Source organism: Microbacterium sp. UNCCL10 (genome assembly GCF_000746195.1).
Classification (GTDB): Bacteria; Actinomycetota; Actinomycetes; order Actinomycetales; family Microbacteriaceae; genus Microbacterium; species Microbacterium saccharophilum.
Map to the genome: position 1 here is coordinate 1,577,752 of NZ_JQKT01000007.1, position 14,638 is coordinate 1,592,389.

The 14,638-nt window shown below is 71.1% G+C and carries 14 protein-coding genes; 7 read left to right on the forward strand and 7 right to left on the reverse strand.

The annotated features are described in order from the left end of the window. Positions 1–6 precede the first annotated feature (6 nt). Both BR85_RS07805 and BR85_RS07810 read left to right on the forward strand, forming a co-directional pair. A complete protein-coding gene (locus BR85_RS07805; protein WP_028496035.1) occupies positions 7–1,194 on the forward strand; it encodes an acyltransferase family protein in 1,188 nt (395 codons plus the stop codon). A 204-nt stretch (positions 1,195–1,398) separates the two neighbouring features. After that, positions 1,399–2,607, forward strand: a complete 1,209-nt coding sequence (locus BR85_RS07810; protein WP_028496036.1) for an oxygenase MpaB family protein — start codon at positions 1,399–1,401, stop codon at positions 2,605–2,607. A 45-nt stretch (positions 2,608–2,652) separates the two neighbouring features. Here the strand turns inward: BR85_RS07810 and efeB are convergent, their stop codons facing one another. The 3 genes from efeB to efeU are packed head-to-tail and all read right to left on the reverse strand — an operon-like array spanning position 2,653 to position 6,199. Continuing rightward, positions 2,653–3,975 (reverse strand): iron uptake transporter deferrochelatase/peroxidase subunit, encoded by a 1,323-nt coding sequence (efeB, locus tag BR85_RS07815; RefSeq protein WP_081782692.1) that lies wholly within the window; start codon positions 3,973–3,975, stop codon positions 2,653–2,655. A gap of 23 nt (positions 3,976–3,998) precedes the next feature. Further along, positions 3,999–5,228, reverse strand: coding sequence for an iron uptake system protein EfeO (gene efeO / locus BR85_RS07820; protein ID WP_028496038.1), 1,230 nt, complete (start codon positions 5,226–5,228; stop codon positions 3,999–4,001). After that, complete coding sequence (efeU, locus tag BR85_RS07825; protein WP_028496039.1) at positions 5,225–6,199, reverse strand: iron uptake transporter permease EfeU; 975 nt, start codon at positions 6,197–6,199, stop codon at positions 5,225–5,227. The genes efeO and efeU overlap by 4 nt, the downstream gene beginning before the upstream one ends. 121 nt (positions 6,200–6,320) lie before the next feature. Here efeU and BR85_RS07830 point away from each other — a divergent pair, with 121 nt between their 5' ends. After that, on the forward strand, positions 6,321–7,337 hold the full coding sequence (locus BR85_RS07830; RefSeq protein ID WP_028496040.1) for an isopenicillin N synthase family dioxygenase: 1,017 nt from the start codon (positions 6,321–6,323) through the stop codon (positions 7,335–7,337). Between the two features lie 96 nt (positions 7,338–7,433). Here BR85_RS07830 and rpsO read toward each other — a convergent pair whose 3' ends face one another. Beyond that, positions 7,434–7,703 (reverse strand): 30S ribosomal protein S15, encoded by a 270-nt coding sequence (rpsO, locus tag BR85_RS07835; RefSeq protein ID WP_019180606.1) that lies wholly within the window; start codon positions 7,701–7,703, stop codon positions 7,434–7,436. A gap of 144 nt (positions 7,704–7,847) precedes the next feature. Between rpsO and BR85_RS07840 the strand changes: the two genes are divergently transcribed. The 3 genes from BR85_RS07840 to BR85_RS07850 all read left to right on the forward strand — a co-directional run bounded on the left by BR85_RS07840 (position 7,848) and on the right by BR85_RS07850 (position 11,235). Next, the gene (locus tag BR85_RS07840) at positions 7,848–9,179 is read left to right on the forward strand and encodes an MFS transporter (protein ID WP_269319967.1); all 1,332 of its coding nucleotides are present in this window, start codon (positions 7,848–7,850) and stop codon (positions 9,177–9,179) included. 100 nt (positions 9,180–9,279) lie between these two features. Continuing rightward, positions 9,280–10,230 carry a DMT family transporter gene (locus BR85_RS07845; RefSeq protein ID WP_028496042.1) on the forward strand — a complete coding sequence of 317 codons (951 nt, stop codon included), beginning with the start codon at positions 9,280–9,282 and terminating at the stop codon, positions 10,228–10,230. Positions 10,231–10,308: 78 nt separating this feature from the next. After that, a complete protein-coding gene (locus tag BR85_RS07850; protein WP_028496043.1) occupies positions 10,309–11,235 on the forward strand; it encodes a hypothetical protein in 927 nt (308 codons plus the stop codon). Between the two features lie 51 nt (positions 11,236–11,286). Here BR85_RS07850 and BR85_RS07855 read toward each other — a convergent pair whose 3' ends face one another. The 3 genes from BR85_RS07855 to BR85_RS07865 all read right to left on the reverse strand — a co-directional run bounded on the left by BR85_RS07855 (position 11,287) and on the right by BR85_RS07865 (position 13,690). Further along, on the reverse strand, positions 11,287–11,850 hold the full coding sequence (locus tag BR85_RS07855) for a YceI family protein (RefSeq protein WP_028496044.1): 564 nt from the start codon (positions 11,848–11,850) through the stop codon (positions 11,287–11,289). A 139-nt stretch (positions 11,851–11,989) separates the two neighbouring features. Further along, a complete protein-coding gene (locus BR85_RS07860) occupies positions 11,990–12,358 on the reverse strand; it encodes an FKBP-type peptidyl-prolyl cis-trans isomerase (protein ID WP_028496045.1) in 369 nt (122 codons plus the stop codon). Between the two features lie 162 nt (positions 12,359–12,520). Further along, positions 12,521–13,690, reverse strand: a complete 1,170-nt coding sequence (locus BR85_RS07865; protein ID WP_028496046.1) for a PrsW family intramembrane metalloprotease — start codon at positions 13,688–13,690, stop codon at positions 12,521–12,523. Between the two features lie 66 nt (positions 13,691–13,756). Between BR85_RS07865 and BR85_RS07870 the strand changes: the two genes are divergently transcribed. After that, on the forward strand, positions 13,757–14,623 hold the full coding sequence (locus BR85_RS07870) for a fumarylacetoacetate hydrolase family protein (RefSeq protein ID WP_028496047.1): 867 nt from the start codon (positions 13,757–13,759) through the stop codon (positions 14,621–14,623). The last annotated feature ends 15 nt before the right edge of the window (positions 14,624–14,638 follow it).

A 14,638-nucleotide genomic window follows, 5' to 3' on the forward strand; every position in this document is an offset into this window, starting at 1 on the left:
GGTGGGATGAGCGGCAGTGCAGCGGCGCCGATCGGCGCCACACCTGCGGGCACCGGCGCGCGGGGGAAGCGCCGCGAGCCGCTGTGGGACAACGCACGGCTGGCCTGCATCGTCCTCGTCGTCCTCGGGCACGCCGTGCAGCGGCTCACGTACGACTCCGACATCGCGCTCGGGCTGTACCTGCTCGTCTACACCTTCCACATGCCCGCCTTCGCGGTCATCTCCGGGTACTTCTCGAAGTCGGACTCACCGTCCCGCACGCAGATGGCCCGCGTGCTGACCGACATCGTGGCGCCGTACGTCATCTTCGAGGCGCTCTGGACGTTGACGAAGTGGCTGGTGGAGGGGCGCGCGAACCCGAACCTGACGCAGCCGTCGTGGACGCTGTGGTTCCTCCTCGCGCTCGGGATCTTCCGCCTCGTCCTGCCCTACCTGGCGCTGCTGAAATGGCCGCTGCTGTGGACCGTGGTGATCTCGCTGACCGTGGGCTACCTGCCGAACATCGACTCGACCCTGTCCCTGGATCGCACGTTGGGGCTGCTGCCGTTCTTCACGCTGGGCTGGTGGCTCGCCCATCATCGGATCGTCCACCGGTTCGACCTGCTGCGCCGCCGGCGCTGGTGGGTGCGGGCGATCGCCCTCGGGATGTTCGCGGTGGTCGGGTTCTTCGCGTGGTTCTTCGCGGATGCCTGGCGCGACATGAACCTCCGCGACTGGCTGCAGTACGACGAGAGCTACGCCGACCTCGGCGGCACCGAGTGGTGGGCGGGCGGCGTCCGGCTCGCCCTCCTCGCGATCGCCTTCGTCCTGAGCATCGCGTTCCTGGCCCTCATCCCCCGGGGCCAGCACCGCTGGACCCACCTCGGCCAGTACACGATGTACGTGTACCTGCTGCACTCGTTCGTGCTCTACCCGTTCCGCGAGAACGGGTTCCTCCGCACCGCCGAGCCCACCTGGCTGGCCCTCCCCTCCGTCGTCGTCCTCTCCGTCGTGGTGGCCCTCGCACTCGCGACCCGGCCGGTGCGGCGGGTCTTCCGCCCGCTCGTCGAGCCGCGCCCGCGCTGGCTCTTCGCCGACCCCGGGCTCGCCGACCGGGAGGGGCGCCGCAACGATCCCACGGGCTCCCGCCGCGACGCCGAGGCGCCCCCGCGGCCGGCCGCGCATCGCCACGCGGACCCGCGCCAGAACGGCTGACGCTTCCCGGGACGCGCCGCCGCCGGGCGCGGGGCATGGCCCCCGCCCGGCGGCCGATGCTCCGGACGGAGGGGGTTGTGCGACCTCATCGCCCGCCCTATGTTAACGGCCAATCACATTTGTTCGCGATGGACTGCGAGTGCGGAGCGGCTTCGACGATGTTGCCGCGGCGAGGGTCCATCCCCTCCGGAAGCAGGTACAGACATGCCCGAGATGAACAGGCGCTCCGTCCTCACGCTGGGCGCGGCGCTCGGCCTCGCGAGCGTCATCGCGCCGAAGGCCGCCTGGTCGTGGTCGCCCGCCGGGTCGGTGCTGGGCACCGGCGCCGGCATCGATCCGCAGTGGGTCTGGGATGACGATCTCGACCGGATCATGGCATCCGCACTCGCGAATGGACAGGTCGCGTCGATCAACCAGGCCATCGCCCCGTGGGTGAACAACAATCATCCAGTGCCCAGCGGCCTGCCGCCCGAGCTCAACGCCTTCCTGCAGCAGTCCACGAGGCTCCCGGCGTGGGCCGACACCGCGAAACTGCGCCGGGCGGCCGACTTCAACCGGCGGAAGGACCTCTACCTCTTCATCATCTACGGCATCGGCGGCGGCATCATGAGCACCGTCATCCCCCGCGAGGCGAAGTCGGTCTACTGGTCCAAGGGCGGCGCCGACATGCAGGACCGCGCAGCCAAGACGTTCACGTTCGGCTACGACCTGAGCGACCTGAACGCCTTCGAGCCGAGCGGGCAGATGATCGTGACGGGCAACAAGACCCGCATGGTGCACGCCGCCGTGCGTCACCTGCTGCCGCAGTCGCCGTACTGGAAGGCCGTCGCCGACGAGGCCATCCCGATCAGCAACGCCGACATCCTCGTCACGTTCCACAGCACCGGCACGTTCGCGCACAAGATGATGAAGCAGTGGGGCATCCGGATGTCGGCTGCCGACGAGGAGGCGTTCCTGCACTCCTGGCAGGTGGCGCTGCACCTGCTCGGCGTGCGGGACGAGTACATCCCGGCGACGTGGGCCGCCGCGCACGCCCAGTCCGCACAGGTGCTGACGCCGATCCTGTCCTGGACCCCGGAGGGCCAGGAGCTGGCCGAGGTGCTGCTGGGCCTGACGGCCCAGGTCGACCTGGGCGTCACGCGCGGCTTCCTCAACGAGTTCGTGCGCTATCAGCTGGGCAATGAGGTGGGCGACTGGCTGGGACTCAAGCGCGACTACGTGTCGGCCGCGACGATCCGGACCGGCTGGCCGACGTACGTGGCGTTCCGCGAGGGCCTCCTCCCGGTGATGCCGCTGACCTTCCGGCTGTTCGACAAGTTCGTGAAGGCCCTCGCGATGGCGTTCCTCAACAAGGGCGGATCGACGACGACGACGCCGATCACGATCCCGGACGGGAACCGCCCGGGTCTCTGACCTGCCGAGTGGGGGCCGGCCATCGGCCGGCCCCACTCGGTGTGATCAGGCGAACAGGCCCGCGCCGACGTAGGAGCCGGATGCGGCACCGGGCGGCACCGCGAAGACGCCGGAGCCGATGTGCACGAAGTACTCCCCCAGCAGGTCGGAGGCCAGCGATTTCTGGATCCGGATGAACTGCTCCGGGCTCCGCTGGTACGACACGAAGAACAGGCCCGCAGCGAGGGTGCCGAGCGTGTCGTTCCCGTCGACATAGTTGTACCCGCGGCGGAGGATCCGGGCGCCGCCGTTGAACTCGGGATGCGCGAGGCGCACGTGCGACCGCGCATCGATCGCGGACGTTCCCGCAGATGACACCTTCGCGAAGTCCGGCTCGGCGAACTCGCCCCCGCCGGACAGCGGCCCGCCTTCGCCCTTCGTGCGGCCGACCGTGCGCTCCTGCTCGAGGAGGCGCACCCGGTCCCAGGTCTCGATCTTCTGCCGGATCTTCCGGGCGACGAGGTAGCTGCCCCCGGCGAGCCAGTCGGGGCCGTCGTCGCCGCCGACCCAGACGTGGTCGCGGAGGGCGTCGGCGTCGTCGGCGAGGATGTTCGCGGTGCCGTCCTTGAAACCGAAGAGGTTGCGGGGCGTGGCCTGCGCTGTCGTGGTCTTCGAGGTGCGGCCGAAGCCGAGCTGCGACCAGCGCAGGGCGGCGCGCCCGAACGCGATGCGGCTGAGGTTGCGGACGGCGTGCACGGCGACCTGCGGGTCATCGGCGCAGGCCTGCACGCACAGGTCGCCGCCGGTCCCCAGCGGGACGAGGTCCTCGCCGAGGAAGCGCGGCAGCGGGGTGAGCGCCGCCGGGCGGCGCGCCGCGATGCCGAACCGGTCGACGCCGTCCTTCTCGAACAGGGTGGGGCCGAAGCCGATCGTGATCGTCAGAGAGGACGCCGGCAGCCCGAGCGCTTCGCCGGTGTCGTCCGGCGGCGCGTGCGGCGAACCCCCGACGGCGCCGCTCGCGCTGACATCCAGCCCCTGCGTCATCCGCGCCGCGGCGTAGGACCAGTCCTGCAGCAGCGCGATGAGGTCGTCCCGGGTGGCGTCGTCCGCCATGTCGAAGGCCGCGAAGTGCAGGTGATCCTGCACCGTCGTCGTGATGCCCGCCTGGTGCTCCCCGTGGAACGGGTGCACCGTCCGTCCTCCGGAGGCGCCGCCGCCGGAGGCCGCGGCCGCGCCGATCGCTGCGCCGCCGAGGCCGCCCGCGACCAGGCCTCCGGCGCCGATCAGCCCCAGGAGTCCGCGTCGGCTGAGGCCCCGCGGTGCCTCGAGGGGCACGCCCGACGGGTCGGCCGCCGTCGGCGTCTCCTCGAGGTCACCGTCGCGCGTCATCCGTCACTCCCTGGCATCCCGGACTACTCCAGGATGGTCCCCGTCAGCTGCGACAGCGGCTCGGCGAGCGCGTTGATCAGTGCGGTCAGGTCGCGCCGGTCGGCATCGGTCACCTCTGCGTAGTCGACGAACCCGGCATCCAGGCTGCCGTAGGTGGCCAGCTTGGCCTCGAGGTCGGCGTAACCGGCTTCGATGTCCTCGACGAGCGCCGCGCCGTCGTCACCCTTGGCCGCGGCGAAGTCGCCGACGAGCGAGAACGCCATCTTCGAGCCCTCGACGTTGGCGGCGAAGTCCCACAGATCGGTGCCCGACCACCAGTCCTCCTCGCCGCTGATCTTCCCGTTGGCGACCTCGTCGAGCAGCGCGATGGCGCCGTTGGAGAGGCCCGCGACGCCCTGTGCCTCGAGTGCGTCGGTGAAGTCGTCGCTGTGGACGTAGTCGAAGAGCGTCTGGACGTCGGCGACGAGACCGTCGGCGAACCCCTGGCGCTGCACGCCGGTCGACGGCGCCCAGTCCTGCCACGCGGGCGTGACGTCGTCGGAGTTCAGCGCGTCCTGCGCGGGGACCCACAGGTCCTTCTCGATGCGGTGGAAGCCGGTCCAGTCCAGGCCCTCGGCGACGGCGTCGACCTCGCGGTAGTCGATCTTCGGGTCGAGGTCGCCGAGCGACTCGGCGATCGGCTCGATGCGCTCGTAGTAGGCGCGCACCCGCGGGAACTGCTCCTGCGCGGCGATGTCGTCGCCCGACGCGTAGGCGGCGGCGAACTGCTGCACGGCGGGCAGCAGCTTCTCCACCTGGTCCTTCACGAACGCCGCATACAGGTCGATGGCCTGCTGCTTCTGTGCGGCGTCGTCTCCGCTCGCCTCGACCTTCTCGCCCGACACCGTGAAGCCGGCGCGGCCGACGCCGTCCCCGACCATCCCGGGCTTGCACAGCGTGAAGTACTCCCCCGGCTGAGCGACGACCGTCAGGGTGCGCGATGCGCCCGGGGCGATGTTCTCCACCTCGCCGACGATCCGCAGCCCGTCTTCGGCGAGGAGGTAGAACTCCGTGACCTCGTCGCCGGAGTTGGTCACCTCGAACGCGAGGGTGCCGCTCGTCGCCGTCGCCGCCGACACGGTGCACGCGGAGGCCGACGAATCGACCGTGAGCGCGTCGGATGCCGCGACGTCGGACTTCGTGACGCAGCCGGCGAGCGCTGCCGCGGTCAGGCCGAGCGCCGCGGCGGCGGCGAGGGAACGGAGGCGGGTCATACTGCTCCTTGCTGTGCGGAGGTGGGGGGCGTGACGGCTGCCGGCGCGGCGGAGACCGGGCCGGCGGGTGCCGAGGCATGGGAGGACGAACGGCCGGATGCGGGCCGTGACACGCCCCGGAGGAAGAAGTACCCGACCACCGCGATGTAGACGGACCAGGCGACGACCTGCAGCCAGGTCATCTGCGGCATGAAGCCGACGGTCGCCTGCAGGAGGGCGGCGAGCGGGCTGCCCGGCGGGATCGCGGCGGAGGCGTCGAACGCCCAGCCGAACGGGAAGGCGGCCCACCCGACGGCGACGGTTCCGGTGACGGGGTCGAGCGGGGCGGCTGCGGTGAATGGGCCGGGCAGGGCGCCGGCCTCCTGCAGGTCGTGCAGCGCATACGCGAGCACGCCCGCGGCGACGACGACGAGGAACGCTCCGGTCCAGGTGAAGAAGACCCGGAGGTTCAGTCCCAGCATCCCGCGGGCGAGGAGCCAGCCGAAGAGCACGGCGGCGGCGAGACCCAGCAGGGCGCCGAGCAGCGCGGACGGCGCGTCGCCGAAGGACTGCACCATCGACCAGAGCAGGAGGGTCGTCTCGATGCCCTCCCGGGCGACCGAGACGAAGCCGATCACGACGATGCCCCAGAGCCCCCCGGTGGCGAGGGCGCGGTCGATGCCCCCCTCCAGCGACTTCTTGAGGGTGCGCGCCGTGCGCTGCATCCAGAAGATCATCCAGGTGACCATCGCGACGGCCAGGAGCGACAGGCTCCCGCCGATGAGCTCCTGAGCCTCGAACGTGAGCGAATAGGACCCGAATGTGAGGATCGCGCCGATGCCGAGGGCGAGGACGATCGCCAGCCCCACGCCGGCCCACATGCGCGGCAGCACGTCGCGGCGACCGAGGCGCGTGAGGTAGGCGACGAGGATGCCGACCACCAGCGCGGCTTCGAGACCTTCGCGGAGGCCGATGAGGAAAGTGGCGAGCACGCACTTAGGTTACCCTCACCAACATCGGCTCGCGAACAGGCCCCTCGAGCCGGGCGCTCGGTCCGTGGTAACGGACGGCAACAAAGTCCCCGCTCCCGCGGGCGCTGATTACCCTCGACGCATGTCCGACCTCAACCTGCCCATCCTCGACCTCTCCCTCCTCGACGAGGGACCCGAGTCCGCGGCGCGGTTCCGTGATGATCTGCGGCGCGCGACGCACGACGTGGGGTTCTTCTACCTCACCGGGACGGGCGTGTCCCCCGAGCTCGAGGCGCGGCTGCACCGGGCGGCGCGCGACTTCTTCGCGCTGCCTGAGGCCGACAAGCTCGCGATCGAGAACATCAAGAGCCCGCACTTCCGCGGGTACACGCGGGTGGGCGGCGAGCGCACGCAGGGCAAGGTCGACTGGCGCGAGCAGATCGACATCGGGCCGGAGCGCGACGCGGTGAGCGGCCCTGACGCCCCCGACTTCTCCCGCCTCATCGGACCGAACCTGTGGCCGGACGCCCAGCCGGAGCTCCGGGAGGTCGTGGCGGAGTGGCACGATCATCTGTCCGGCGTCGCGCGCCGGCTGCTGCGCGCGTGGGCGGTCGCCCTCGGGGCGCCGGAGTCGTACTTCGACGAGCACTTCGGGGAGCCCTCGACGCTCATCAAGATCGTGCGCTACCCCGGCAAGGAAGACCCGACGCCGCAGCAGGGGGTCGGCGCGCACAAGGACTCCGGCGTCCTCACCCTCCTGTGGGTCGAGCCCGGCAAGGGCGGTCTGCAGGTGCGGCGCGACGGCGAATGGGTCGACGCCCCGCCCGTGCCCGGCGCGTTCGTGGTCAACATCGGCGAGCTCCTGGAGTACGCGACGCAAGGCTACCTCACGGCCACCGACCACCGCGTGATCTCGCCGACCTTCCCGGACGACCGGATCTCGGTGCCGTTCTTCTTCAACCCGGCGCTGGACGCGCGGCTGCCGATCATCGATCTGCCGGCCGAGCTCGCGGCCCACGCCCGCGGCGTCACGCAGGACCCGGCGAACCCCATCCACTCGCTGTACGGCGAGAACGCGCTCAAGTCGCGGCTGCGTGCACACCCCGACGTCGCCGGGATCTGGCACGGCGACCTCCTGGCCGCCCGCGCCGCCGGCTGAGGGCGCCGTCGACCGGGCGCCGCCGGGAACGACGAAGGCCGCCCCACACCTGGGACGGCCTTCGCAGAAGACGATTGAACGCTGGTGAGCGGTGCCTTATCGGCGGAGCCCCAGGCGCTCGATCAGCGAGCGGTAACGCGCGATGTCGATGTCCTGGAGGTAACCGAGCAGACGACGGCGCTGACCGACCATGAGGAACAGACCACGACGCGAGTGGTGGTCGTGCTTGTGCTCCTTCAGGTGCTCTGTGAGGTCCTTGATGCGCTGCGTCAGCATCGCGACCTGCACCTCGGGGGATCCGGTGTCACCGGGGTGCGTCGCGTACTCTTCGATGATCGCCTTCTTAGCGTCAGATTCGAGTGGCATAGATGGGATCCCCTTTCTGGTCATTGCGCGGCGCTCGGCACCTGATGTGCGAGCTCTCTTTATCCGCGGCCGATCGAACGGCAACCTCCAGAGTCTACCAGGTCCCGCTCGGAGGATGAGATCGGGCCGGGTAGCCTGGACCGAGTGCCCCCTCCCCGCCGCGCATCCCTCCCGCGCCTGCGCCGCGACCACTTCATCGACCTGCGACCGCTGACGACGAGTCCCGCATACGCGCGGATGTGGATCGGGTCGACCCTCGCGGGCCTCGGCGGGCAGCTCACGATCGTCGCGATCATGCTGCACATGTACGACCTGACGGCGTCGACGTTCGCGGTGTCGATGATCGCGGTCGCCGGGCTCGTCCCGATGATCGTCGCGGGGCTCTACGGCGGGATGCTGGCGGACGCCTTCGACCGGCGTCGGGTGGCGCTCATCGCCGCGACCGGCACCTTCGTCTCGACCGCCGTCCTCATGACGCTGACCTGGAGCGGCGCCGAGACGATCGCGTGGCTGTACGTGATCGCTGTGGTCAACAGCTCCGCGAACTCGGTCGTGATGGCCGCGCGCGCCGCGATCGTGCCCCGGCTGATCCCGGCGACGCTGCTGCCGGCGGCATCCGCGCTCGGCGGGATCACGATGGGCATCATGGTCTCGATCGGCCCCGCCGCGGCGGGCGTGCTGGTCGCGTTCACGGGCTACGGCTGGACCTACACGATCGACCTGGTGCTGATGTCGGCGCTCTTCCTGGGCCTGTGGACACTGCCGGCCATCCGTCCGGAGGGCGAGACCGTGCGGCCGGGGCTGCGCTCGCTCGCCGACGGCTGGCGGTTCCTGCGGCGGGCCGGCAACATCCGCCTGCAGTTCCTCCTCGACATCGTCGCGATGACGTTCGGCCAGCCGCTCGCCCTCTTCCCCGCGATCGGCGCGCTGCTGCTCGGCGGCGGGCCCATCACCACCGGCATCCTGACGGCCGCCATCGCCGTGGGGGCGTTCTTCTCCAGCCTGCTGTCCGGGCCGGTCTCCCGCTACCGGTGGCATGGGCGCGGGATCGAACGGGCGATCATCGCGTACGGCGCCTGCATCGCGGCCTTCGGCATCGTGCTGCTGCTCGGGGCGTTCCGGGTCTTCGCGCCGGCGGTCGTGGACGAGGGCAGCGCGAACGTCGCCCTGATCGTCCTCGCCGCCGTGACGCTCGCCGCGTCCGGCGCGGCGGACAACATCAGCTCGATCTTCCGCAACACGATGGTGCAGTCCGCCGTGCCGGATGCCATCCGCGGGCGCCTGCAGGGCGTGTTCATCGTCGTCGTCGCGGGCGGGCCGCGACTGGGCTCGCTGTACGCCGGCGTCCTCGCGACGGCCACCACGCTGTGGTTCCCGCCGCTGCTCGGCGGCTTCGTCATCATCGGCCTCGTGCTGTTCCTCGTGCGGCTGAACCCGCGGTTCCGCGCGTACGACGCCGAGCATCCGGTCTCCTGAGCGCGGCCCGGACGTAGCGATCCGGCCGCGGGTCGGCGGATTCCGGACGTCGCATCCGCCCGCGGCGATCCGCGTCCGCCCCCGGGTCTAGAGTCGGCGCGTGGCCACCGCATCCCCGCCCCTCGTCCGCCCCGCACGCACCGGACCGCGTTCGTCGACGATCGTGTGGCAGTTCGTGCTCACGGGCGTCATCTGGGGCTCGAGCTTCCTGTTCATGAAGGTGGCGCTGGGCGGGGTCTCGCCCGCGCAGGTCGCGTGGACGCGGCTCGTCCTCGGCGCCGTGACGCTCGGCCTCTTCGTCCTGGCCCGTCGCGAGCGGCTTCCCCGGCGGCTCCGCGTCTGGGGTCACATGCTCGTCCTCGCGGTGACGTTCTGCGTCATCCCGTTCCTGCTCTTCTCCTGGGCGCAGCAGCACGTCACTTCGGGGCTGGCGAGCATCTACAACGCCACGACGCCCATCATGACGGCGATCATGGCGTGGGCGGTGTTCCGCGTCGAGAAGCTCAAGCCCGTGCAGATCGCCGGCATCCTCGTCGGCATCGCGGGGGTCATGGTGATCATCGCGCCCTGGCAGGGGCTCGACCTCGCGCAGTCGCTCATCGCGCAGCTGGCGATCCTGGGGGCGACGGCCTGCTACGGCTTCAGCCTCGCCTACATGCGCCGGTTCGCGTCCGACACCGGCATGTCGGCGCTCGTCTTCTCGTTCCTGAACATCGGGCTCGCCGCCGTCATCATGGTGCTGCTCACGCCGCTCATCGCCCTGACGCCGGTGACGCTCGACGTCTGGATCGTGCTGAGCCTCGTGCTGCTCGGCTGCCTCGGCACGGGCGTCGCGTACATCTGGAACCAGAACGTGCTCCGCGCCTGGGGTCCGACCCGCGCCTCGACCGTCACCTACATCACGCCCGTCGTGGGGGTCGTGCTGGGCGTCGTCCTCCTCGGCGAGCACCTGTCCTGGAACGAGCCGGTGGGCGCCGCCGTCGTCTTCCTCGGCATCCTGCTCGCGCAGGATCGCCTGCGCCTGCGCCTCCGCGGGCCGGCGCGAGCCTGACGCCTCGACGGGTCTTCCTGGGGACCGCCGAATCCCGTAGCGTGGCGCCGGGAAGCTGACTGGGGAAAGGCGTCCGCCGTGCGATTCCTGCTGTCGTTGGTCATGATCGTCGTGGGGGCCGTCCTGCTCGTCGCCGGCACGATCTGGAACACCCTCGCCCGCGTGTGGGACACGCACCGGGCGGACCCCGATCCCCGTCTCGCCCGCCTCTTCCGCGTGCGGGACATCGTGGGTCTGCTCATCGTGGGGGCCGCGTACCTGAACTGGCAGTGGGGGCGGATCGACGCGAACGCGGCGGTGAGCGAGAGTCTCAGCGGGCGGCTGGAGACGCTCATCCTGCTCTTCTTCGCGGTGCTGCTGGTCCTCGTCGCCTTCGTCGCGCTCGCGCGCAGGGGCAGTCGGGGCGAGGCGCTCGCGCTGACGACGATCCCGCTGTCCGTCCTCGCCTCGGTCTTCGCGCTCTTCGCCGCGCTGGCCTGGGCGTTCGGCGGTGCGGAACCGCCGCTGCCGGCCGCGCTGGACACCGCGTGGACCGGGCTGCGGACCTGGTCGGCATCCTCTGGGTGGGGTACGGCTGCCCTCGTGGTCGTCACCGCGCTGAGCGTGCTGGCCACCATCGTGCTCGTCATCGCACTCTTCACGGTGCTCGCCGCGCTGCTGTGGATGGTGACCGGCTCCATGTTCCGGATCAACGACGTGCACCCGATGCTCGGGCCGATCCTCGTGCTCGCCCTGAGCGCGTGGACGCTCGGGGGCGGCCTGGCACGCCTCCTGGACGGCAGCGCGTCGGCCTTCCCGCTCTGGGTCGCGTGGACGCTCTCCGTCGGCGGCCCGGTCGTCATCATCGCCCTGACGGTCGTGCAGATCGTCCGCCTCACGCGCTCGGGCCGGGGCCTTCGCACCCTCGTGCATCGCGCGGCGGACGACCGGATCGCGTCCGCGGTGCACCGCTCGGGCCGCGCGATCGGCCGGCTGATCTCCGGCGGCGGGTCCGCCCGGGAATGACGGAGCGCGGATGCCGTCCGGCACCCGCGCTCCGTCGCGTCCTGCGGGCGGTCAGGCCTGCAGCGAGCCCTGCAGGTCGAGCGTGATCGTGACGTCCTTGCCGACGAGCACGCCGCCGGCCTCGAGCGCCGCGTTCCACGTCAGGCCGAAGTCCTCACGGTTGATGACCGTCTTCGCCGTCGCGCCGGCCTTGTAGTTGCCCCACGGGTCGGTGCCGAAGCCGCCGAACTCGAGCTCGAAGGTGGCGGGCTTGGTGATGCCGCGGATGGTGAGGTCACCGTCGACGAGGAAGTCGCCGCCGTCGTAGCGGACGCCGGTGGAGACGAAGTCGAGCGTCGGGAACTGCTCGACGTCGAAGAAGTCGGCGGAGCGGAGGTGCGCGTCGCGACCCTCGTCCTTCGTGTCGACGGACGCGACGTCGACGCTGGCCTCCACGCGGGCCTCCAGCGGGTTCTCCGGGGCGACGATCGTCGCGCTCTTCAGGCCGAAGGTGCCGCGGACCTTCGAGATCATCATGTGGCGGACGCTGAAGGTCACCTCGCTGTGCGAGGGGTCGAGCACCCAGGTGCCCGCCTTGTAGCCGGGGATCTCGATGGCGGAGGTGGTCGTGGTCATGTGCTGCTGCCCTTTGTTCGTTGGACTGGTCTGACAGGGTGCAACGCGGGCCGGCGAGATCCATTCCCGAGAATACAAAAAATGTTTGCCAGGGAAAGCGAAAGGGCGGATGCCGCAGCATCCGCCCTCTCCCTGCGTCTCAGCCGACGGCGATCAGATCGATGATGAAGATCAGGGTCTTGCCGCCGAGGAAGTGGCCGCCGGCCGGCCCGTAGGCCAGGTGCGGGGGGATCACGAGCTCGCGACGCCCGCCGACCTTCATGCCGGGGATGCCGTCCTGCCACCCCTGGATGAGGCCGCGTAGCGGGAACTGGATGCTCTCGCCACGCCCCCAGGACGAGTCGAACTCCTCGCCCGAGTCGTACTCGACGCCGGCGTAGTGGACGGTCACGGTGTCGCCGGGCTTCGCCTCCGCGCCGTCGCCGGCGATGAGGTCGCGGACGACGAGGTCTGCGGGGGCGGGGCCGGCGGGGGCGTCGAAGTCGGGCTTGGTGCGGTCTTCAGTCATGCTCCCATCCAACCCGAGCGCGGCGGCCGGGTCAACGCGAGCACCCTTGACACCCCCGGACGGCCCGGACAGAATGGCCCCAGGCCAACTCAGCGCCCGGGAGACACGTCGGCATCGCCACTGCACCGGGCGCTGAGTCATTCCCGGTCGGCGTCCTCGTCCTCAGCGGCGCAGCAGGCGTTCGCGCGTCGCGGTCGTGCGCGCGAGATAGAGCCGTTCGTCCTCGACGGCTCCGGGATCGCGGCCGGAGAGCGCGCGCTGCCGCGCGGCGGCGAGCGCCGTCGCCTCGGCGATGAATCCGCGCATGGTCGCGGAGCGGTCGCCGGGGAGCGTCCGCGCCCAGGCGACCGCGCGCCGCCGACCCTGCGGAGTCGCGAGCATGTGCACCTCGGCGGGGCTGAACCATCCCGCCGCGGCATACTCCCCCAGACGCGTGCGGGTGAGGCGCGCCTCTTCCCGGCGCAGCAGCGTGACCCCGATGATGAAGCAGACGAAGAGCGGCACCTGCAGGGTCGCGTACAGGGCGAAGAAGTCCGCGAACAGCGCCGAGCCGTTCCACAGCGCGTGCAGGGCCGCCGCTCCCAGCACGCCGAGCATCCAGACCCCGAACGAGCTCCCGGCCGTCCGGCCCGCCCGGGCCGCCCGTCCGAGCAGGTAGCCCGTCACCGTCGTGAACATGACGTGCGCGAACGGGGAGAGGATGCCGCGGAGGAAGAAGGTGACGGTCGTCTCGGCGACGCCCCCCTCGATGAGGCTCGTGGCGAAATAGAGGATGTTCTCCGTGAACGCGAACCCGGCGCCCACGAGCGCGCCGTAGACGACGCCGTCCACCGGTCCGTCGAACGCCCGGCGACCGACCGCGAAGATGATCAGCACTCCGAGGCCCTTGGCGAACTCCTCCACGAGCGGCGCCTGCACGACGGTGGAGAACGCCTCCCGCAGCGGCGAGCCGTCGTCTCCGAGCAGCAGGGTGAGCGCGATGTCGACGAGGAGGGAGATCGCGACGGCGGCGACCGCGCCCCACGCGACGGCGAAGACGACGAGGGAGCGCGGTTCGGGCTCCCAGCGGTCGACGAGCCGGATGGCCAGGAGCACGCCCGCGAGCGGCAGCAGGGCGAGCACCATGCCCACCCCCGCGGCGACGACGCCCAGGAAGGTCAGGAGATAGGCCGCCAGGGCGACCAGCAGGACGATCAGGATCCCGAAGCCCCAGATCGGTGCAGCGCGGCCGGCACGCGGCGGGACCGGGAGTGCGGCGGCCGCGGCCGGTGCCGGCGGGATGAGCGCGGGGGCGCTGTGCGGAGGCTGCGCCAGCGGTGACGGGTATGTCATGGCGATCAGCCTATGGGTGCAGGTTCCGCCGGGCGGAGAGCGACGGGCGACGGGTAGCCTGGAAGGATGCGCTTCGCCCATGTGACTCCTCCTGGGGGCGACGAGCCGCAGCTCGCCGTCATCCGAGGCGGCGAGGCACTCCTCGTCCCCGCCCTCTTCGACGGTGCGCCCGCGCACCTGCAGGCCCTCATCGAGGGCGGCGAGGCGCTGCTGCAGCGCGTGCGGGAGGCCGCGGCGTCCGCCGGGGACTGGCAGCCCGTGGACGGGTACGCCTTCGCGTCGGCCGTGCAGCGGCCGCCGGTCGTCCTGGCCGTCGGCTTGAACTACGCCGCACACTCCAGCGAGCTGGGCCTGAAGGCCGACAAGGCCCCGACGGTGTTCGTGCTCTGGCCGAACTCCCTCACGGGACACGACGCGACGACGACGTGGCCCCGGTCGCTCAGCGAGTCCATCGACTACGAGGCCGAGCTCGGCGTCATCATCGGCCGCCCGGCGCGCGACGTCGCCGAGGAGGACGCCCTGAGCCATGTCTGGGGCTACACCGTGGTCAACGACATCACGGCCCGCGACATCCAGTTCTCCGAGGCCCAGTGGTCGCGGTGCAAGTCGTTCGACGGCTTCACGCCCAACGGGCCGGTCGTGGTGACCGCCGACGAGGTGCCCGACCCGCAGGATCTGCACATCTGGGCCGTCGTGGACGGTCAGACGGTGCAGGACGCCTCGACCGGGCAGATGATCCGGCCGGTCTCCGCGCTCATCGCCCAGCTCTCGCAGGCCGCCACCCTGCTCCCCGGCACACTGATCTCCACCGGCAGCCCGGGCGGTGCCGGCTATTCGCGCGACCCCCAGGTGTTCCTCCGCGACCGCTCCACCGTCACGGTCGGCATCGACGGGATCGGCGAGCTCACGACGCACTGCCGCATCCTCGGCTGAGCCTGCCACGGAACG

Coding starts and splice junctions, on each gene's coding strand:
- BR85_RS07865 (WP_028496046.1), bottom strand. CDS start 13,690: ATGACATACCCGTCACCGCTGGCGCAGCCTCCGCACAGCGCCCCCGCG.
- efeO (WP_028496038.1), bottom strand. CDS start 5,228: ATGACCCGCCTCCGTTCCCTCGCCGCCGCCGCGGCGCTCGGCCTGACC.
- efeB (WP_081782692.1), bottom strand. CDS start 3,975: ATGACGCGCGACGGTGACCTCGAGGAGACGCCGACGGCGGCCGACCCG.
- BR85_RS07860 (WP_028496045.1), bottom strand. CDS start 12,358: ATGACTGAAGACCGCACCAAGCCCGACTTCGACGCCCCCGCCGGCCCC.
- BR85_RS07810 (WP_028496036.1), top strand. CDS start 1,399: ATGCCCGAGATGAACAGGCGCTCCGTCCTCACGCTGGGCGCGGCGCTC.
- BR85_RS07855 (WP_028496044.1), bottom strand. CDS start 11,850: ATGACCACGACCACCTCCGCCATCGAGATCCCCGGCTACAAGGCGGGC.
- BR85_RS07870 (WP_028496047.1), top strand. CDS start 13,757: ATGCGCTTCGCCCATGTGACTCCTCCTGGGGGCGACGAGCCGCAGCTC.
- BR85_RS07805 (WP_028496035.1), top strand. CDS start 7: ATGAGCGGCAGTGCAGCGGCGCCGATCGGCGCCACACCTGCGGGCACC.
- BR85_RS07830 (WP_028496040.1), top strand. CDS start 6,321: ATGTCCGACCTCAACCTGCCCATCCTCGACCTCTCCCTCCTCGACGAG.
- rpsO (WP_019180606.1), bottom strand. CDS start 7,703: ATGCCACTCGAATCTGACGCTAAGAAGGCGATCATCGAAGAGTACGCG.